Origin of the sequence: Nocardiopsis lucentensis DSM 44048, from assembly GCF_000341125.1 — a bacterium.
Lineage (GTDB): Bacteria > Actinomycetota > Actinomycetes > Streptosporangiales > Streptosporangiaceae > Nocardiopsis > Nocardiopsis lucentensis.
Window position 1 is genome coordinate 1 of sequence record NZ_ANBC01000175.1, and the last position, 3326, is coordinate 3326.

Annotated in this window: 6 protein-coding genes; 2 read left to right on the forward strand and 4 right to left on the reverse strand. The window is 72.7% G+C overall.

The window, feature by feature from the left end; genetic code table 11:
- The 4 genes from D471_RS33210 to D471_RS0105765 form a co-directional block, all read right to left on the reverse strand.
- A partial coding sequence (locus D471_RS33210; RefSeq protein WP_017597746.1) for a rhodanese-like domain-containing protein occupies positions 1–171 on the reverse strand: 171 nt, incomplete at its 3' end.
- A 249-nt stretch (positions 172–420) separates the two neighbouring features.
- Positions 421–672 carry a metal-sensitive transcriptional regulator gene (locus tag D471_RS0105755; RefSeq protein ID WP_017597747.1) on the reverse strand — a complete coding sequence of 84 codons (252 nt, stop codon included), beginning with the start codon at positions 670–672 and terminating at the stop codon, positions 421–423.
- 126 nt (positions 673–798) lie between these two features.
- Entirely contained in the window at positions 799–1203 is a 405-nt protein-coding gene (locus D471_RS33215) for a hypothetical protein (RefSeq protein WP_206538923.1), read from the reverse strand.
- 92 nt (positions 1204–1295) lie between these two features.
- The gene (locus tag D471_RS0105765; RefSeq protein ID WP_017597749.1) at positions 1296–1859 is read right to left on the reverse strand and encodes an ArsR/SmtB family transcription factor; all 564 of its coding nucleotides are present in this window, start codon (positions 1857–1859) and stop codon (positions 1296–1298) included.
- An 88-nt stretch (positions 1860–1947) separates the two neighbouring features.
- Between D471_RS0105765 and D471_RS33220 the strand changes: the two genes are divergently transcribed.
- A complete protein-coding gene (locus tag D471_RS33220) occupies positions 1948–2904 on the forward strand; it encodes an MFS transporter (protein WP_338045320.1) in 957 nt (318 codons plus the stop codon).
- Positions 2905–2948: 44 nt separating this feature from the next.
- Positions 2949–3221: a hypothetical protein gene (locus D471_RS42460; RefSeq protein WP_338045321.1), complete on the forward strand. Its 273-nt coding sequence runs from the start codon at positions 2949–2951 to the stop codon at positions 3219–3221.
- Positions 3222–3326: the final 105 nt, after the last annotated feature.

A 3326-nucleotide genomic window follows, 5' to 3' on the forward strand; every position in this document is an offset into this window, starting at 1 on the left:
GGTGACGATGCGCTCCAGGTGCGCGTCCACGCGCTGGAGCGGAAGGTTGACCGCGCCGGGGATGTGGGAGCTCTCGTACTCGGCGGGAGTCCGCACGTCCACCAGCAGGGCGTCGGGGTCGGCCTCGACCATGCTGCGCACGGCGTGCACGTCGATGGTGTTGTCGGTCATGGTTCTCCTCGAAGGTGCTGTCGAACCCCGGCCCTTGGTACACCGGGGGGTATCCAGAAAACACACGGAACCCTGGACGCGGGAAGGGAACGGGCGGCGGCCGGCCTCCCCCGCCGTGGCGTCCGCGAGCCCCCAACATACTAGGGGGAGTATCCGAAAGCCATGGATGGACTTGTACCGAACTCCGCACGAGACCGGCTGAGGAAGGAGCGTGAGACACTCCGGGGACACGGGCAGGCCCGCGAAACCCTAGGCCAGGGCCAGGAACAGCTTCTCCAGCTCGGCCTCGGTGAGTTCGGGCTCCTGACCGGCCTCGCGGGCGGCGTTGCAGTGCCGCATACCGCTGGCGACGATCTTGAACCCGGCCCGGTCGAGAGCGCGGGAGACGGCCGCCAACTGCTGCAGGACCGCGGCGCAGTCCTCACCCTCCTCGATCATCGAGATCACTCCGGAGAGCTGCCCCTGGGCGCGCTTGAGCCTGGTGAGGGCGTCACCCACCATTTCGGGTTTCATCTGTGTCCTTTCACCGCTTGGACGTAAGCATACCCCCCGGTGTATCCATCCCGCCAGTCGCGTGGATCACACCGGCCGTACGGCCGCGAAGGACGGTCCGGCCGCCGCGCGCGGCTAAAGGTCCTCGAAGGCCTCCTCGCCGGGGCGCCAGACCATCCAACGGCGGTCGGCGAAGCCGCTGAGCATCGCGATCTCCGGCCCGACGAGGTCGTTCTCGGCGGGGTGGAGCCGGATCGCACCGCTCGCGAAGTCGAGCCCGAGCCCGATGCCGGTCGCCTCGTGGGTGGCGGTCACCCTCCGCTCGATGAGTGTGAGCAGCGCGTCGGACCATCCTGGCTCCGCGGGGGTGAACCACCGCCCCTCCAGCGCCACGTCCGGGAGGACGTCGCAGGTGAGCAGGGGTTCGTCGCGGGACGCCTCACTGTCGAACCACAGCTGGACGTAGTCCAGGACGAACTGCGCCGAGTACAGGCGGCAGCCGACGAGGCGGCCCAGGAGCGCGTTGGGTTCGTACACCACGGCCAGGACCATAGCAGCGGCGAGGGCCGGGGGCCGCGTGACCGCCGTTCACGTTACCCGAGGCAGCCGTACGGCCTCGGTCCCACCGTCGGTCAGTACTCGGCGGGCCGGTGCAGGACGAACAGTCCGCTGTGCAGGGGCCGGTCCCGGCGCTGGTCGTCGGTGGCCACGAACTCGTCCAGGACGGCGACGATGCGCCGGTCGAGCTCCGCCACGTCCTCGTCGGACAGGTGCAGGGCGAACCGTGAGAACGTGCGCACCGACTCCGGACCGGCCTCGCCCAGCTCCTCCTGGAAGGCGGCCAGGGGCGCCGCGGCGGGAGGGGATTCGGACTCGCCCCCGACGCCGGTGAAGGAGAGCCACCAGGTCTCACCCGTGGACCGGTAGGGCTTCTCCAGCGCGCCGCTGGCGCCGGTGCGCACGGGCGCGGCGACGAGCAGGCCCGCGTCGACGAGCTGGCGCACGTGGTAGAGCACCGTGCCCGGCGTGGTGTCGAGCCGGTCGGCGATCTCCTTGTTGGTGAGCTCGCGGTGCAGGCACAGCCGCAGGATGCGCACGCGCAGCGGATGCGCCAGGGCCTTGGCCTCGCGGACGGTCGCCGGACGCCGCCGCCTTCCGGCGGGGTCCGCCTCGTGCCCGTCCTCCAGCTCACCCATGGCGACAGCCTAACGAACGCGCGGGCGGCCGCGAACGCCGGCCCGGAAGGCGATTGAATTTTCTCGATCGATCAGTGATTCTCAACCCATGACCGATGACACCCCCCTTCGGCCCGACACCTCCTCCCCCGACACCGGGTCCCGGCCTCTGGGCACCCGCTTCGGTTTCCTGCTGACCTCGTCCTCGCTGTCCAACCTGGCCGACGGCGTGCTCAAGGTCGGCCTGCCGCTGGCCGCCCTGGCCCACACCGACTCCCCCACGCTCGTCGCGGGCGTCACCATCGCGCTGAGCCTCCCGTGGCTGCTGCTGGCCCTGCCCGCCGGGGCGCTCGCCGACCGCGTCGACCGGCGCGCGGCGATGCTCGGCGCCAACGTCGCGCGCGCGGCGCTCCTGAGCCTGCTGGCCGTACTGCTGTCCGTGGACGCCGGTTCGATCTGGGTGCTGTACGCCGTGGCGTTCTGCGTCGGAGCCGCCGAGACCGTCCACGACACCGCCGCGCAGTCGATCCTGCCCCAGGTGGTCCCGCGCGACCGGCTCTCCCGCGCCAACGGGCGCCTGCACGCGGTCGAACTGACCGCGAACCAGTTCGCGGGCCCTCCCCTGGGCGGGCTGCTGGTGGCGCTGGGCGCCGTGGCGGCCTTCGCGGCGCCCGCCGCGCTGTGGCTGGTGGCCGTGGGCGCGCTGCTGCTGGTGCGGGGGCGGTTCCGGGTCGGGCGCGCCACCCGCACGAGCCTGCGCGCCGACATCACCGAGGGGCTGCGGTTCCTGTGGCGGCACCGGCTGCTGCGCACGTTCGCGGTCCTGGTCGGCTCCTCCAACCTGGCCACCAGCGCGACCTTCGCGATCCTGGTGCTGTTCGCGGTGGGGCCGGGCTCCCCGATGGGGCTGTCCGAGCCCGGCTACGGACTACTGCTGACCAGCACGGCGGCGGGAAGCCTGCTCGGCGCGCTGACCGCCGACCGCGTCGAAGGCGTGCTCGGCCGGGCCTGGGCGCTGCGGCTGTCGGTCCTGGGTTCGGCGTCCTGCTCGGCGTTCCCGCGCTGAGCGCGAACCCCCTCGTGATCGGGGCGGGGTTCGTCGTGGGGGGTGTGAGCATCGCGGTGTGGAACGTCATCACGGTGTCGCTGCGCCAGCGCGTCACCCCCGACGCCCTGCTCGGCCGCGTCAACAGCGTCTACCGGCTCATGGCGTGGGGGACGATGCCCCTGGGCGCGGCCCTGGGCGGCGTGCTCGCCGAACTCCTGGGCCTGCGCGCGGTGTTCGCGCTCATGGCCCTGGTGGCCCTCGCGCCCCTCGCGGTCCTCGCCCGCGTGGACGAGGCCGCCCTGTCCGGGGCCGGCGGGGAGGCGGTCAACGGCTGACCGCCGAACGCGCCCACCACCAGGCGGCCCCGGCCAGCAGGGCGCCCGCCACGGTCCCGCACGGCGCGGCGAGCGCCACGGGGGCCAGGCCGTAGGCGGGCAGGG